A 13,056-nucleotide genomic window follows, 5' to 3' on the forward strand; every position below is an offset into this window, starting at 1 on the left:
TTGCCGATCGGGGCACGGGCCTCCCTCACCCGCACGCCCTTTTCCTTCCACGCCGCCACAGCCTTCCGGAACGCCGCCTGGGCAGCCGCATTGCCTTCATCATTGTCCGCCAGCGCAGGACACGCCCCACCGCATCCGGCAGGACGACCCGGCCCATATTGTAGAGTGAGCAGGCACAGAAAATCCGATACTCCGGGCAGCAGACGGCCACGGAGAGACAGGTTTCTACACCCTCCCCGATGATCAGCTCTTCCGTAGGCTCGATGGCCCGCAGCGGCCGCCCGCTATCCCCCTGGGCCAGCGGGATGAACCCGCCGGAAAAACTGCCCATCATCCGCTTGGCTGTCTGGAGCCTGGCCTTTTTCCAGCCCCCATCCCGCCATTCCAGATAGGTGATGTGGACGCCGATCAGCTCGCCCGAGAGGCTCAGGATCGCACCCACCATCGCATTCAGGAACCTGTCCCGCTCATGGCACCACACAGCCTCATGATAACGGATAGAGGCCGGGAACCTCTCCGGCGACAGGCGGATGCCCCGCCCGGCCAGATAGGCCACCACCGGATCATCAGGGTGCAGTCTGGCGGCCGAGCCGAACAGGGCACGGGCACGCATCACCTTCCGCTTCCGTTCCTCAGCCTCTGCCTGTTCCCGGTCTGCCGCCCGCTGCCGGTCCACCTTCCGCCGCTGCTCCACCTCTGGAGCAGACCCGCCATAGCCCAGCCATGCCAGCCCCCAGCGGTAGGCCGCCTTCCTGTCGCAGCCGAACAGAACGCAGGCCACGAGGTCCAGCGCATCCCCGCTCTCTGTGCTGGAGAAATCGGACCACACGCCCGCCTTGCCACCACTCAGCCGGACGGACAGGCTTCGCCCTGGTTCCCCTGCCAGAGAACCGCAGACCCACTCATTACCCGCCCTTCTGCCGTTGGGCAGCAGCTCCCGCACCAGCTCCGGCGCACGCCCTGCCAGCCCCCGGGCCACCTCCGCCGCTGATATTCCGTCTTTCATCAGAGCCAGCCACAGAGCCAGAGTTCCAGCAGGCCGCTGGCCATGGCAAACGAGGCCAGAAACCAGTTGAGCAGGAGCATCCGCCTGAACCGCTTCTTCACCTGCCGGAGCTGTCGGGCTTTCTCTTCCAGCATCGCCTCGGCCTGTTCCCGCAGCCGGACCTGCCGGGCCAGTGCGGCATCATCCGGCCCGTCCGGCCGGGGAGTCACCGTCACCCGCAGGTCCGCCAGCTCGAACGGCTCTCCATCCGCACTGGCCGCAGGCGCACGGGAGAGACCGACATCCAGACGGCCGGAGAGCCAGGCGTGAAACACCGCAGCCGCCTCCAGAACATCTTCCAGCCCCACCTCACCGGGATAGAGGGCACGGGCGAACTTCAGACAGAAACGGCGGTTGGTTGCGGGCATGGAGTACGGACTTTCTTTCCGATTCATTTACGACCTGTTCAGAGTGGGGCGGGAGGCGTAGCGTGGGGGGATCATTCCGCCACCCCTGAGGTGGCGGCAGCATCGGAAGAGGGGGCGGCCGGACGGTATAGATCGGGCCGCAGTTCCTTCCGTGGGATGCCGAATTTTTCTTCGATCAGCAGAATGTGACGAGCTGGAATTGATGCCGTCCCGGTCCATTTTGAAATGGTTGTTGCGCTCCGCAAACCTAGAGTGTCTGCGATTTCTGCCGCCGTTTTCCCCGTTTTTTTCTGAGCTGACGTCCGTTCATACAGGCATTATGAATATAATTCAATTTTTTTCAATGAAAACTTGAATTACACTCATCATCAAAATTGCATTAAATGCAATTCTCTTTCCATGAAAAACTCAATCAACCCTGTAGAGATAGGGCAACGTTTGAAAGCGTTGCGCTTAAAGTTCAACTTAAATCAAGCGGAGACCGTTGCTGCACTTGATGTAGAAATACAATGCAGCCAGTTATCAAAAATTGAACATGGAAAATCACTTCCATCATTCAAAGTCCTTTGTGCACTCGCTGATTTGTATAACGTTTCTATTGATTACCTCAGATCTGGAGGTGAGCCTGTTTCTAATATGGAGCCTAGCGGCATCTTCACTGAGAACGCTACAGAAATCGCCCTTATTCAAGCGTTCCGTGCGATGAATATTGCGGAGAGAGAGGCAATCGTCAGACTGATTGACACGTTTGGTAGGGACAGAGGACTCGACAAAAATGCTGCGTGACATAGCAACCTATTAAAATTAATTTAAAAAGAAATCATCTTTTTTGTCCCCTCCAGCAGGGATTTTTTGAAAATAATTCAATTTCCCCCTTGTCGAAATGATGAATTAAATTCATCATTTTAAAAAATTGAGGAGAAATTCCGATGCTACCCCAACTTTTCCTCCGCCCGCGCGGGGATGAACCGGTCCTCTCCTCACCTCTCAGTTCACAGTGGGCCTGTTCCCCGCCCGCGCGGGGATAATTGGCACCCTTTTTGAGAGGAGTTTTATTGAACAACCGTTACGAACAGGCGGCCTGTAACGGAATCGACCCTGCCGGTATTGCCACCAGCGACAGAATCCCGGTAGGGTGGCGGCCTGATTGTCCGCTTTAACAGGAGTCTGGCTCTGAAATAGCCCAGAACGAAAAAGCCCCGCCCTGAGGGAAGCAGGAGCGGGGGACTTAATCGGAAATCTCTTTCGTCGCTGTCTAGAGATTTCCCACAATTTGTTTCTTTTTGCAAGTTTTTTTCTTGCGACAGACGAGTTGTGTCAAAATGAGTCCCCGGCACCCTCTTCCCTCAGGTCTGGCCAACAGATCGAGGATGAAGATGAAGAGAGAAACACACCCGGCAGCACAACGCCGGATCACCGGGAGAATGCTCTCGGCCCAGCTACAGGCCGAGAGCCTACCCCTGACAGATGCCAGCCGCAGCGAGATTATCGCCGCCCTGCATCAGGCACGGCGGGAGATCGGCCTGACCCGGCAGCAGACGGACCTGCTCGCATTTCTCGCAAGCTGGACCAGGGAAGATGAATGGCACAGTGGGGGGGATCCGATCTCCATTGCCAGCAATCACGAGATCGGCCAGCAGTTTGACGTAGGCCGCACACGGGTAAAATCCCTGTTGCGTGGTCTGGCTGAGGCGGGATGGCTGATCCACCGGGACAGCCCCAACGGGCACCGCTACCGGCGGGCGCATCCCTCCGGCCGGGGCACGGTGTACGCCTACGGGCTGGACATGTCCCCCCTCTCCCGCCGCTATCCGGAGCTGAAGGCTGCCGCCGCCGCCGCCGCCGAGAGACGCCGGGAGGGCCATCGCCTGCATTATCAGGTCACGGCCCTGGCACGCCGCATCTACGACCTCACCCGGACGGGCGTGGAGATGGGCATGGCCGAGGCCGAGGCCACAGAGATCGGCCAGCAGGCCCACGCCATCACCCTCCAGCGTGGCGAGGACCGGGACCCGGCCCAGCTTTCCCCCCTATGCGACCAGCTCACTGCTCTGCTGGAGGCCGCAGAAATCCGGATTTCTGCCCTTCAGGCTGTGGAAAGTGACCCCATGGGGTCACCTGAGTGCCCCCACTATATTGATACAAACCCGGATAATATCATTACTGTAGAAAAAGCAGCTCGCTCCGCTCGCTACGCCATGAGGAAAACAGGTAGTCGGGATGAACAGGCCCTCCCACGGGCGGCATCATCCCCGCTTCGGGGGTTCAGGGCTGGTACGGACTTTGTCCTCGGGATCGCCCCCTCATTCCGGCAGTATGTCTCCAGCTACAGGCCCCGGGAGGATGAGATCGTGGCGGCTGCCCTCTATGCCAGTCATGACCTGGGCATTTCCCGCCATGCATGGGCACAGGCCAGCAACGTTCTGGGCCAGTACGAGACGGCCGTGGCCATCGCCGTGATCTCCGCCCGCCAGGCCGAAGGCAAGATCAGGTCTCCCGGCGGCTACCTGCGTGCCATGATTGACCGCCAGCTGAGGGGCGACCTACATCTGGACCGTACGCTGTATGGAATGAGGGGATGACCTTCTTATTATCGCATAATAAAGGAATAAATGATGCATAATAATGATATAACTTATAGAGTATTTAACTCCTATAATAAGCAAACTGAAAACCCTATAGAAGATGCTGTGACAAAATTAAAAACTGTGAATGAAGGGGCAAAAATTTTACAGAATAAAAATGATTATTTATCAGATAGCTTGAGATATATTATAGTATTTGGAATCCATAGTGGATTTTCCTCATGCTTTGAAATTGTGGAGCACATGGAAAAGAGTACTCCAGGAGGAAAAGCATTTATAATATGGAGCAAAATATATTTAGAAGAATATAAGAATATTTACAAACTATATAAAACTTTCAGAAATTTGATGGAACATCAAGGCTATTATATAGGTCCTAGTAGAGTGGTTTATGAGGTAGATATTAACCATGATTGTGATTATCCAGTGAGAAGATATCCTCATTTTGTTGAGAAATTAGTGGATGGAAAAGTAGTAGAAACATACTCATTGGGAGAATGGGTTAAAAATGTCTATGATAGTATGTATAGGGCATTTTGTAATATGGAGAAAATAAGAAGATTTATAATAAATGGGAATAAATATTTTTTAGAATTATCATCAATAATAGGAAAATATTTACCTCTAAAAAAAATAAAAAAGAATTGCTTGAAAAAGATATAATGGAATATATCCAAAAAGAACGAAACGCTTTAATGATTCTTATGCATGCGGATCCTGATAATTGTTGATTTTCTCATTTCATCTTATAGCAAGATAAGATTAAGATCTCATTATAAGAATTGCAATTCGCCCTGCTTCTGCACGATCCGGTTCACACCAGAGCGGCTCATGCCAACCTCGGCAGCGATCCTGCCCAGAGACAGCCCCTGCGCTTTCAGGGCCAGCACACGCTCTTCCCGTTCCCTGTTCGCAGGCCGGCCCCTGAACCTGCCTGCCTTTCTGGCAGCAGCAATTCCCTCCGCCTGCCTTTCCCGTCTCAGGTCATTCTCGAACTCGGCGATCACGCCCAGCAGACCGGCCATCATGCGCCCCTGGGACGTTCCAGTATCAAGCCCCTGCTCCGTCACGAGGAGGGAAGCCCCCTTCTTCTCAAGGCATGAGATGATGGAAGACAGGTCGGCAATGCTGCGGGCCAGCCGGTCTATCCGGGTCACGACCAGGACATCACCCGGCCGTATGAAGTCCAGCAGCAGCTGGAGCTCGACCCGGCCCTCCTTCTTCGTCCCGGACATCACCTCCTGCCGGACCAGGTCACATCCGGCGGCCAGCAGCGTTTCCACCTGCGGCCCGATGTTCTGGTCCACCGTGGAGACTCTCGCATATCCGTATTTCATGACGCCATCCGTTCTTTTTGCCTTTAAGGAGTAAAAAGAACAGCATGTTCTCATATTCATGACAACTCAAAAAGAACAGGAAAACAGCGGCATGGGATGCTGCTCCGACTGTTCTTTTAGAGTATCCTCTAATGAATACACTCTCTGGTTGGTGGGCCTATGAGCAATATTTATAGGCATCACTATATTTAATCTGGTTGATTGATTATTAAATGTTAATTATAAGCGAGGAAGATTTTTCAATCTGTACCTGTCTATCGAACAGCGTAATCATATTCATCAAAGGCGATGCCAGTTTTTATGGATATTAAGTAAGAGTTATTACTTTTATTATCTCATCACAATTACTCTCTCTGTCTAGTATTAGCCTCTCTCTGTATAGCTATGATAAGATGATGAACAGACGTAGATGGATTACCTTCTCCACGCTTATAACCTTCCTTTTCCCTTGATTGCATGATTTGTTCTGCTCTTCTAACGGCCAAGTCTACATTTTCTGTTAACAAATCGAAATTTGTACTTTTATTTCTATCTGATTTGTATCCTAGAAGATGCTCCTCTGCTGCATGTTGTGTCTTTTGCCTATCCTGTGGTTGATTAAATCTTTTATATTGTTCAACATGTAAAAGGAGCCAAAATTCAAAACATGGATTTGAAAAGGCAACTCCTATTTCATTGTTGTCGCATCTCCTTATGGACTCCTCATATAAGGGGAACTCATCTCTGTCGAATACAACCCATACTTGGTCACCCTTTTCAAATGAATCTTTAGATTTCATAATTTCTTTTTTCTTTTTTATGGCCATATCTGTTAGGGTTTTTGGTACTCCATGTTTATCAGATATTTTTATATCTATGTTTGCTTTTATAAACTTCTTCCTAATTTCGTTAAAATATTCAGGTTCCGTTTTCTCGCCTTCGCAGAAAATATAAAATTTTCTTTTTGGGTCTCTATTCTGTGTCTGTCGTCTGAAACCTCTTCTGTTTGATTTATTGTTTTGGGCCTTGTTTTCAGATGGAGAACTCATTTTGTGTTCTCCTTTGAGGAGGATTTCATGTGATCCTTGAGAAGGGACAGCCATAAATCCACAGATCCTGAAGGAGTGCCACCATATCTGCCCTGTGTATATGCTTTCTCAATGTTGTCGCCTTTACGAGTTTTTATTTCTGCAATTGAAAATAATTCTGAAGACCCATTGTCAGCATTTTTCTCTGCAAGCCATATTTGATCTCTTCTCAAGTTCTTGCAGTTAAGAATATTGGTATCATGCACGGTACAAATTAACTGTGCATGATTTTTGTTAAATTCCTTATCAAGGAACATTTCTATTATTGCTGTAACTGCTTGTGTATGAAGACTACGGTCTATTTCATCAATTATTAGAATTCCTCCTTCGTCCAACGTTTTGAAAATGGGATCCAATAAACGCAGAAGATGTTGCGTCCCAGCACTTTCATCTGATATGTCAAAATATTTTTCCCCTTTTCTTGCTTTGTGGGCAAACTGGAGAATTACTTCATCATCACCGTTATCTTCTACCTTATATTGAAGATCATTGCTAAGTTCTGTGAACAGCTGAACTAGTTTATCTTTAATTTTTAAGTTTTGTTTTGACATTTCTATTTTTTTTGCTCGCCAATCAACGATGCCTGTCCCTATAAGATTAAGGAACGTTATTGCTCTGTCATCTAATTTTCTTTTTTTGGATAAACGGAGATCCTTTATGTTTGTTGACAGGGTGATTTTCTCAAAAAAGGAAAAAATCTGCATGAGCTGTTTATGATCATTCTGGGCAGCAGCTGATAGAAAAAGACTATTCCCCCTTGTGACGGAAGCAATTAATTTATTCTGGCCGGATAGAGATCTGCCAAAAGAAAAATCTTGTTTTTCTCTTTCAAAAAGTTTGGTCTTTCTACCATTTGTAAAAGAATAAAGATTTTCATTAATTATGTAATTATCAACATAAGAGAATTCGTATCTATATCTTAATTCTTCTATAGCAAAATCAATTCCGAAACTTGTTTCCTCGTTGATACTTTTATCATCAAGTTTAAATGGATTGTTTGGTATTCTTCTTTCAGGAATACCCTGACTATGAGAATATAAGATATGGTCTCTCATCAAATCTAAAGCACTAATAATTCCAGTTTTTCCAGAAGAATTAGCACCATAAATAACAGCTACTGTTGATATCTTATCATTCTTATTTAACGAAGGATGAGTGAATGTACTTTCATATTCATCTTTTAAAGATGATGCAAACATTGATATTTCCGCTGCATCTTTAAAGGATCTATGATTTTTGAAATCGAACCTGATTAACATTTTTCTATCCTTATTGGAGATGTTGATACGTTAACGGTGGCAATTTTAACATAAAATGTTTTTTTTTCTAATGAAATTGTATGCAGCTCCCCTTTCTTTTCCAAGGAAATCTAACCTGAGGCAGGAAACACATCTTTAGAAATCACTTCCTTTGCCTGAGAATGACGCCATAATCTCTATACGGTAGGGAGGCATTGGGCCTCCGCTAACTAGGCTTAATGTTCCTTGGCCGTTTTTCCCTTTATGGTAGGCCCATATTTTTATATGGTCTCTCCATCAGAGGGCCGGACACGCTGGCCCCGGAACGGCGGAAAGGCCAGAAATGACGACCATCATCACCATTTGTTCCCCCAAGGGCGGGACTGGCAAGACGACCATCACGGAGAACCTGCTCGTTCTCTTCCAGCAGGCGGGCAGGCGGGTTCTGGGGGTGGATTTCGACCCCCAGCAGACCCTGCTGAAATGGCAGGCCCGTCGGCAGGCCAATCCGGGTGCCATGCAGGTTGAGTGCGCCGAGGCCCGCCTGTCGGACTGGCAGGCCGTGCTGGACCATGCACGGCAGTACGACGTGGCCATTTTCGACCTTCCCCCGGGGATGGACGACCACATTCTGGCCGTATCTGAATTATGCCGTGCATCCAGCATCGTGCTGGTTCCCAGTGCGATGAAGCTGGCCGACATTGATAGCGTGGGACCCTGGGCCGCCACGCTGGACAGCCAGAACATCCCCAATGCCCTGGTGATGAACCATGCCAACCCACGGGAACGGTTTTTCAAGGAGGCCCGTGCCGAGCTGAACAAGCTGGGCACACTCTGTCCGATCGAGATACGCAACCTGGCAGATGCGCACCAGCACGTGATTGATGGCCTCACGGCCTCCGACAGGCCAAAAACCGCCTCTGCGGCCGATTTCCGGCAGGTATATGAATTTGTCTGCAAACAGCTGAAAATTGCCGATAAGGAGAGCCGGACATGAGCCGTCTGACACCCCCGGACACATCCAGAGCGCAGCGCATCGGACAGATCGCCCGCACGGCAGACCGTCAGTCCAGCAGCCTGGCCAACAGTGCGGTGGTGGACGAGGCGTTTATCCGGGTCTTCAACGAGCAGTTTGCGGGCCTGCCCATTCTGGACGATCAGGAGAAGATCCGGGTTGTCAGCCAGCTGGCCAACACGATCCGCCATGAGCGGAAACGCCAGCTGGAGACCGTGATCGAAATCGGTCGTGCCTTCTGCCGGACAGAGGACAGTTTCACCCGGGAGGAATGGCACCGCCTGCTGGCTGCCACGCAGGCACTGTTCGGCATGTCCAAGAACACGGCCTGCATGTACAGGGCTGTCGCCCGGGCTGTCGATGCCGGACGTATCCCCCGTGACCTCTGCCCGCCATCATTTTCCACCGCCTATACGCTCACGACCTATACGGACAGCCAGCTCGATCTGGCTAGGGAACAGGGCCTGGTCAGGCCGGACGTGACCCGTCGGGAGCTGGTGGTCTTCAAGAAGCGGCTGCTGTCAAAAAAACGGAGCAGGAGCGGCCGCAGCTCTTCCCCTCTCTCATCCCTGCTCAAGAAACGGGAGAGGCTCTATAAGGAGCTGGAGAAACTGGAGGTCAAGATCGCCGAGGCTGAACGGCAGGCAGCTGTCTCCCGGACCATGGCCTGACATGAACGAGCTGCGGGCAACCCTCCTGATGCTGGGGCTGCGGGACGGCCCCGCCAGCAGATTCCTGCGGGTCAGTCAGGATTCATTGAAAAAGATGCTGACCGGCTACCGCCCCACCCCGCCGGGGATACTGGCCGAGCTTTTAGGTGTCCATACACGCCTGACGGACACGGCATCCCGGCTGGTGGAAAAAATGGACAGCCTGGCGGCCCAGGGCAGCCACCCATGCCGCTTCACCCTTGGCATCACCACGACGGATGACGAGGCCCGCAGGCTGGGCTGGCCCAGTTTTTTCACGCATGCCATTCTGGGTGCGACGGTCGTGGCGACATGTCACCACCCCGTCACGCTGGTGGACCGGCATCTCCCCCCGGGGTTGGACCAACCTGAGGAAGAAATCGCCCTGCTTTGACGCCACCCCCCGTGCTGAAGATACAAAAAAGAAGCCCCTCCACTACGGAGGGGCTTTCTTCTTTCATGGTGCGGCCCGCTGCCAGCAGAGGGCATTCTCACGTTGCACGGCGTAATAATCCGTCACACGTCTCACCATCTCCGGCACGTCACAGACCGTTCCGCCTGGGCAGTGCTGCTCCAGTTCATCCGCCAGGGCCTGCTGCTGCCGCAGCGTGTAGGTCGGAACAATCAGGCACTGCTGCCGGATACGCTCCGGCCTGGTACAGGCCGACGTCCCCACCAAGCAGAGGAACAGGATGAAGGTCTTTTTCACAGCTGGCCCTCCTTCCCCGCCCTCAGCTCTGTGATCAGGTCTGTCACGTCCCTTGGACTGGACGCCCCGGCCTGGGCGATCGCCTGCGTGGTCCGGGCAGCCTGGTTCGCCTGAGCAATATCCGTTGCGTCATGGCGGACAGCCTCAGCATCACGCCCGGCACGGTTGGCGTACCAGATCAGCCCAAGCAGGGAGGTGGCGATCCCTCCCAGCAGGGCCAGGGAGCCGTAGCCCGTCACGGGGCAGCCTGCGGGCTGGCCGTGGACGTCGTCACAGGACTGGCATCAGGCCCAGACGCTTCCTCCGCCTTCTTCCGGCGGCTGGCTGCAACAATCTGAGTTGCCCCCTTCAGCACGGACAGCACGCCGGACAGAACTCCCGGCAGGTCAAAGCCAACATGCTGGGCCATGCCTTCCAGCAGCCCATTCCCGGCCCCGGCCACACCCCCGACGATCGCCCGGGTACGGCCGGAAATCACCTTCCCCGTCACGGCCTCGACGATACCTTCCCCGGCCGTGGCCAGATCACCGGCTGTTGTCTTTGTGTCCATAATCGTAATCCTGTTTTCTTGAGGGACATGCTGGTTTCCGGCGTCGGCCGTCCCACCAGCGGGGGAATTCATGAGTTTTTTGTGGGGGCCTGTCCCCCCTTCCTGTCCAGCGCGTTCACCACGGCGGGAACCACGGCGTCGGACACGACCCGCACCGTGCTGTTGTCCGGCAGCAATTTCGGCAGAGCGGAGAGGATCAAGGGTGTGGCAATATCCGCATGGAATGCCCCGGTCAGCAGGCCGGATACCCCACCGATCAGCAGGGAGAGGCCGGTCAGCGTGCTGGGCTGACGCAGCCAGTCAGCGAAACGGATTTTCACGGAAAAAACTCCAGATACAGAAAAACCGCCCGGAGGCGGTAGAAAACTGGGGGAAATTTCATGGTTTGACCGGTCAAACCGCCGCCTGCCCGGGCCGTGCGCCGGCCACCCGGGCGACCAGCGGGCCATAGGGGTTCTGGCCGTTCTCAAACTGTATGATGGCGTTCATCAGTCCGGCCAGAACGGACGGGGTGAAAGGCCCGATGGCCTGAAACGGCCGCACGCCAAGCGCATGGGCCACGCCCCGGATGTAGCTGGCCGTATTGTTCTCGGTTGGCGGTGCCCACTTGCTGATGATGGCTGCCACCGTGTCAAGCCCGTCCCGCCGGTTATAGAGAAGAAGCTGGTCCCTCAGGGCGGCCAGCCCCGCCTCTGCCGTGGGGAAGCGTGCAAAGCGGGCGTTGGGGCCAGGCTCCAGCACTGCACCGGTCTGGTGGGCAAAGTTCAGGTTGCCGGGGTTGTTGTTGCGGATGCCACGGGGGCGTCGGTCAGCAATTTGCGCCATGTCAGCCTCCAAACAGGTGCGGATAGAGCATGTGAATGATCTGATAGAGCCCAACAGATACAGCCCCTCCCACAGCACCACCGCCCGTGATGGCAGCCGTGACTGTCCGGGCACGGGTGGAATTCGCCTCCCGTATCTGGCTACTCAGGGCAGCAATCCCGGCCCGCTGTTCACCGGCAAGATTGTCGATCTTGTCGCTGAGTTTGGTGATGTCTTCATCATGTCGAGCTTGTACGGCCTCCAGTGCTGCTACACGTTCGTTCAGGGTCCAGTTGCCTGCCCCTGACTGCTCCTCTGCCATTCCATTCTCCACGCATAAAAAAACCGCCTCAGTGGGCGGCGGATCGTTTCTTCCTTCGTCCGATCAGGGATTTTCAGGATCGATAATGTCGCCAAAATTATATTTTCCGGGGGGAGCCTCCACCCATGCCGTTCTCGGGATTTTGGGGCACGAATCCGCACTTATCTGCGTCATTGAAAAAATTACCCAGCCACGCGGCTGGCTGTACAGAGGTTCCGTTCTGTAGAGGATAAAATTTTTATAAACAGGCTCAGTGGACGAAAACTCATTTTCCACTGCCTTCTCCGTTTCACTCATAAAACTCTCCTTTGTCATGCAGGACCTGTAACCGCAACTGCTACAGGAACACCGTTGTGTTCATTCGCCCACGTCGATCCAGTCCACACGTTACAGCTGAGCTGAAATCCGCTGCGATCCTTTCTGAACCATGACGACGTGTGAATCTGGTTATTGCCGGTGTCCTGGGCGACAGGGACAACGGCAACGGCGTCCCCTGAAAACGGATCAGGAAAACTGATCCAGTCTCCATGTGCCGCTACGACGTCGAAATTATACGTTTTCGTTGGCCCTCGGTTTCCGGCGGTGACGTAATTCCCCATAGGCTGCATCCGTGCCGCCAGAGCCGCCAGATCACCCGCTGTTGCCATGGTGTTCCCGTTAAATGTCATCCCTTTTGGCGAGATTGACAGAAACGGAGAATTGTTGACGTAAGCGACGAGATTTCCATCGTTCTGCCCTGCCAGCCGATAGGATAGACCGGGGCCGTACAATACGTTCAGGTTTTGAGATCCGTTGCCTGGAGCGGCAAATATTCCGGCCGTCAGCGTGCCCTGCACGGCAGGATTGTTGACCGGAAGAGACGCCGCCTCCGCCCCCATTGCCCGGGCGGTCTCGACAGCCAGATCGGCAGTCGTGATGACCCTGCTGCCACCCAGGAACGCCCCTCCCTCGTTCAGGGAGAAGAAGGCAACACCACTCTTATATAGGACGGTATTTCCATCCCGCTGGAACGAAAACCGGCTCGCCAGACCAGGGCCGTAAAGCAGGTTGAGGTCATCCCCGCCGTTATCCGTTGAGACAACCCGGTTGACGGTCAGTGTACCCTGCACGGCGGGGTTAGAGGCGGGCAACGCCGCTGCTTCCGCCGCCATCGCCCTTGCGGTCTCCACAGCCAGATCGGCAGTCGTGATGACCCTGTTCCCACCCAGGAACGCCCCTCCCTCGTTCAGGGAGAAGAAGGCAGTACCGTTCTTATACAGGACGGTATTTCCGTCACGCTGGAACGAAAACCGGCTCGCCAGACCAGGGCCGTAGAGCAGGTTGAGGT

Annotated in this window: 19 protein-coding genes; 6 read left to right on the top strand and 13 right to left on the bottom strand. The window is 53.3% G+C overall.

What is annotated here, in order from left to right; translation table 11 throughout:
• Positions 1 to 25: 25 nt before the first annotated feature.
• Both DTI93_RS09245 and DTI93_RS09250 read right to left on the bottom strand, forming a co-directional pair.
• Entirely contained in the window at positions 26 to 1,006 is a 981-nt protein-coding gene (locus tag DTI93_RS09245; protein WP_249080646.1) for a hypothetical protein, read from the bottom strand.
• Positions 1,006 to 1,413 (bottom strand): hypothetical protein, encoded by a 408-nt coding sequence (locus DTI93_RS09250; RefSeq protein WP_249080649.1) that lies wholly within the window; start codon positions 1,411 to 1,413, stop codon positions 1,006 to 1,008. Before DTI93_RS09250 ends, DTI93_RS09245 begins: the two co-directional genes overlap by 1 nt.
• A gap of 399 nt (positions 1,414 to 1,812) precedes the next feature.
• Here DTI93_RS09250 and DTI93_RS09255 point away from each other — a divergent pair, with 399 nt between their 5' ends.
• From DTI93_RS09255 to DTI93_RS09265, 3 genes are all read left to right on the top strand, one after another.
• Positions 1,813 to 2,199 carry a helix-turn-helix domain-containing protein gene (locus tag DTI93_RS09255; protein WP_249080650.1) on the top strand — a complete coding sequence of 129 codons (387 nt, stop codon included), beginning with the start codon at positions 1,813 to 1,815 and terminating at the stop codon, positions 2,197 to 2,199.
• 590 nt (positions 2,200 to 2,789) lie between these two features.
• Complete coding sequence (gene repC / locus DTI93_RS09260; protein WP_249080652.1) at positions 2,790 to 3,995, top strand: plasmid replication protein RepC; 1,206 nt, start codon at positions 2,790 to 2,792, stop codon at positions 3,993 to 3,995.
• A 30-nt stretch (positions 3,996 to 4,025) separates the two neighbouring features.
• The gene (locus tag DTI93_RS09265) at positions 4,026 to 4,661 is read left to right on the top strand and encodes a hypothetical protein (RefSeq protein ID WP_249080655.1); all 636 of its coding nucleotides are present in this window, start codon (positions 4,026 to 4,028) and stop codon (positions 4,659 to 4,661) included.
• A 110-nt stretch (positions 4,662 to 4,771) separates the two neighbouring features.
• On the opposite strand, the gene DTI93_RS09270 is transcribed toward DTI93_RS09265, so the two are convergent.
• The 3 genes from DTI93_RS09270 to DTI93_RS09280 all read right to left on the bottom strand — a co-directional run bounded on the left by DTI93_RS09270 (position 4,772) and on the right by DTI93_RS09280 (position 7,601).
• A complete protein-coding gene (locus tag DTI93_RS09270) occupies positions 4,772 to 5,335 on the bottom strand; it encodes a recombinase family protein (RefSeq protein WP_249080657.1) in 564 nt (187 codons plus the stop codon).
• A 344-nt stretch (positions 5,336 to 5,679) separates the two neighbouring features.
• Positions 5,680 to 6,363, bottom strand: coding sequence for an RloB family protein (locus tag DTI93_RS09275; protein ID WP_249080659.1), 684 nt, complete (start codon positions 6,361 to 6,363; stop codon positions 5,680 to 5,682).
• Positions 6,360 to 7,601, bottom strand: a complete 1,242-nt coding sequence (locus DTI93_RS09280; RefSeq protein WP_249080661.1) for an ATP-binding protein — start codon at positions 7,599 to 7,601, stop codon at positions 6,360 to 6,362. The genes DTI93_RS09275 and DTI93_RS09280 overlap by 4 nt, the downstream gene beginning before the upstream one ends.
• A gap of 382 nt (positions 7,602 to 7,983) precedes the next feature.
• Between DTI93_RS09280 and DTI93_RS09285 the strand changes: the two genes are divergently transcribed.
• From DTI93_RS09285 to DTI93_RS09295, 3 genes are read left to right on the top strand one after another with little or no spacing between them, the layout of a single operon-like run.
• Complete coding sequence (locus DTI93_RS09285) at positions 7,984 to 8,637, top strand: ParA family protein (RefSeq protein WP_249080663.1); 654 nt, start codon at positions 7,984 to 7,986, stop codon at positions 8,635 to 8,637.
• Positions 8,634 to 9,326, top strand: coding sequence for a hypothetical protein (locus DTI93_RS09290; RefSeq protein ID WP_249080665.1), 693 nt, complete (start codon positions 8,634 to 8,636; stop codon positions 9,324 to 9,326). The genes DTI93_RS09285 and DTI93_RS09290 overlap by 4 nt, the downstream gene beginning before the upstream one ends.
• Before the next feature lies 1 nt (position 9,327).
• Entirely contained in the window at positions 9,328 to 9,738 is a 411-nt protein-coding gene (locus tag DTI93_RS09295) for a hypothetical protein (protein WP_249080675.1), read from the top strand.
• A gap of 63 nt (positions 9,739 to 9,801) precedes the next feature.
• Here the strand turns inward: DTI93_RS09295 and DTI93_RS09300 are convergent, their stop codons facing one another.
• The 8 genes from DTI93_RS09300 to DTI93_RS09335 all read right to left on the bottom strand — a co-directional run.
• Complete coding sequence (locus DTI93_RS09300) at positions 9,802 to 10,053, bottom strand: hypothetical protein (RefSeq protein WP_249080677.1); 252 nt, start codon at positions 10,051 to 10,053, stop codon at positions 9,802 to 9,804.
• On the bottom strand, positions 10,050 to 10,292 hold the full coding sequence (locus DTI93_RS09305; protein ID WP_249080679.1) for a hypothetical protein: 243 nt from the start codon (positions 10,290 to 10,292) through the stop codon (positions 10,050 to 10,052). The genes DTI93_RS09300 and DTI93_RS09305 overlap by 4 nt, the downstream gene beginning before the upstream one ends.
• Entirely contained in the window at positions 10,289 to 10,603 is a 315-nt protein-coding gene (locus DTI93_RS09310; RefSeq protein ID WP_249080681.1) for a hypothetical protein, read from the bottom strand. Before DTI93_RS09310 ends, DTI93_RS09305 begins: the two co-directional genes overlap by 4 nt.
• Before the next feature lie 68 nt (positions 10,604 to 10,671).
• Complete coding sequence (locus DTI93_RS09315) at positions 10,672 to 10,923, bottom strand: hypothetical protein (RefSeq protein ID WP_249080688.1); 252 nt, start codon at positions 10,921 to 10,923, stop codon at positions 10,672 to 10,674.
• A 73-nt stretch (positions 10,924 to 10,996) separates the two neighbouring features.
• On the bottom strand, positions 10,997 to 11,428 hold the full coding sequence (locus DTI93_RS09320) for a structural protein P5 (protein ID WP_249080689.1): 432 nt from the start codon (positions 11,426 to 11,428) through the stop codon (positions 10,997 to 10,999).
• A gap of 1 nt (position 11,429) precedes the next feature.
• The gene (locus tag DTI93_RS09325; protein ID WP_249080690.1) at positions 11,430 to 11,729 is read right to left on the bottom strand and encodes a hypothetical protein; all 300 of its coding nucleotides are present in this window, start codon (positions 11,727 to 11,729) and stop codon (positions 11,430 to 11,432) included.
• Positions 11,730 to 11,792: 63 nt separating this feature from the next.
• Positions 11,793 to 12,026, bottom strand: coding sequence for a hypothetical protein (locus DTI93_RS09330; protein WP_249080691.1), 234 nt, complete (start codon positions 12,024 to 12,026; stop codon positions 11,793 to 11,795).
• A gap of 14 nt (positions 12,027 to 12,040) precedes the next feature.
• A partial coding sequence (locus DTI93_RS09335) for a hypothetical protein (protein WP_249080692.1) occupies positions 12,041 to 13,056 on the bottom strand: 1,016 nt, incomplete at its 5' end.

Origin of the sequence: Parasaccharibacter sp. TMW 2.1884, assembly GCF_023337695.1 — a bacterium.
In the GTDB taxonomy this organism is placed as follows: Bacteria; Pseudomonadota; Alphaproteobacteria; order Acetobacterales; family Acetobacteraceae; genus Bombella; species Bombella apis.

Coding starts and splice junctions, on each gene's coding strand:
- DTI93_RS09245 (WP_249080646.1), bottom strand. CDS start 1,006: ATGAAAGACGGAATATCAGCGGCGGAGGTGGCCCGGGGGCTGGCAGGG.
- DTI93_RS09250 (WP_249080649.1), bottom strand. CDS start 1,413: ATGCCCGCAACCAACCGCCGTTTCTGTCTGAAGTTCGCCCGTGCCCTC.
- DTI93_RS09255 (WP_249080650.1), top strand. CDS start 1,813: ATGAAAAACTCAATCAACCCTGTAGAGATAGGGCAACGTTTGAAAGCG.
- repC (WP_249080652.1), top strand. CDS start 2,790: ATGAAGAGAGAAACACACCCGGCAGCACAACGCCGGATCACCGGGAGA.
- DTI93_RS09265 (WP_249080655.1), top strand. CDS start 4,026: ATGATGCATAATAATGATATAACTTATAGAGTATTTAACTCCTATAAT.
- DTI93_RS09270 (WP_249080657.1), bottom strand. CDS start 5,335: ATGAAATACGGATATGCGAGAGTCTCCACGGTGGACCAGAACATCGGG.
- DTI93_RS09275 (WP_249080659.1), bottom strand. CDS start 6,363: ATGAGTTCTCCATCTGAAAACAAGGCCCAAAACAATAAATCAAACAGA.
- DTI93_RS09280 (WP_249080661.1), bottom strand. CDS start 7,601: ATGTTTGCATCATCTTTAAAAGATGAATATGAAAGTACATTCACTCAT.
- DTI93_RS09285 (WP_249080663.1), top strand. CDS start 7,984: ATGACGACCATCATCACCATTTGTTCCCCCAAGGGCGGGACTGGCAAG.
- DTI93_RS09290 (WP_249080665.1), top strand. CDS start 8,634: ATGAGCCGTCTGACACCCCCGGACACATCCAGAGCGCAGCGCATCGGA.
- DTI93_RS09295 (WP_249080675.1), top strand. CDS start 9,328: ATGAACGAGCTGCGGGCAACCCTCCTGATGCTGGGGCTGCGGGACGGC.
- DTI93_RS09310 (WP_249080681.1), bottom strand. CDS start 10,603: ATGGACACAAAGACAACAGCCGGTGATCTGGCCACGGCCGGGGAAGGT.
- DTI93_RS09320 (WP_249080689.1), bottom strand. CDS start 11,428: ATGGCGCAAATTGCTGACCGACGCCCCCGTGGCATCCGCAACAACAAC.
- DTI93_RS09325 (WP_249080690.1), bottom strand. CDS start 11,729: ATGGCAGAGGAGCAGTCAGGGGCAGGCAACTGGACCCTGAACGAACGT.
- DTI93_RS09330 (WP_249080691.1), bottom strand. CDS start 12,026: ATGAGTGAAACGGAGAAGGCAGTGGAAAATGAGTTTTCGTCCACTGAG.